Source organism: Reinekea sp. G2M2-21 (genome assembly GCF_015687175.1).
In the GTDB taxonomy this organism is placed as follows: Bacteria; Pseudomonadota; Gammaproteobacteria; order Pseudomonadales; family Natronospirillaceae; genus Reinekea.
On record NZ_JADPQG010000039.1, the window covers coordinates 1 to 657 of the forward strand.

The window sequence follows — 657 nt, forward strand, 5'->3', positions numbered from 1 at the left end:
TAATAACTGCAATTTCATTTGATTTACGCTGCTAACAAGTCTTTTCGCAGCCCCATAAATAATTCATTTGGTGATCGACAAGCTCTTGTCTTTCTGGGACGGTCATTCAGCTTGTCCATCACCCTTTTTATGTCTTCATCGCTGACTTCGTTAAAGTCAGTTCCTTTTGGAAAATACTGTCGGATCAGACCGTTGGTATTTTCGTTTATTCCTCGCTCCCAGGATGCATAAGGATGAGCAAAGTAGACTTTTGCCTCAAGTGCTTCTGCAATTCGTTCGTGTTCTGCGAACTCCAAACCGTTATCCAAGGTGATTGTTTTTATTCGATCTTTTAATCCGGCCATAGCTGCAATTGCTGCATCAGCCAATAAGTCGGCCTGCTTGCCTGTTAGGCGAGCAATAATGGTGTAGAGCGTCTTTCGTTCAACCATTGTCAGTAACGCACTTTTGCGCCCCTTGCCCATGACCGTATCACCTTCCCAGTCTCCGATTCTAGATCGACGATCAACAATGCTAGGGCGCTCATCAATATCCACGCGATTGCGAAGCTTGCCTCGACGATCGTAGTGGCCATAGCGCTTACGATAAGGCTTTGAAGCGATACGCAGATGTGTGTATAAATCGCCACCTTCGGCCTTGTCCGCATACATCCATTGG

General features: G+C 46.0%; 1 protein-coding gene. It reads right to left on the reverse strand.

What is annotated here, in order from left to right:
* Window positions 1–23: 23 nt before the first annotated feature.
* A partial coding sequence (locus IYN85_RS25640; RefSeq protein ID WP_196161829.1) for an IS30 family transposase occupies window positions 24–657 on the reverse strand: 634 nt, incomplete at its 5' end.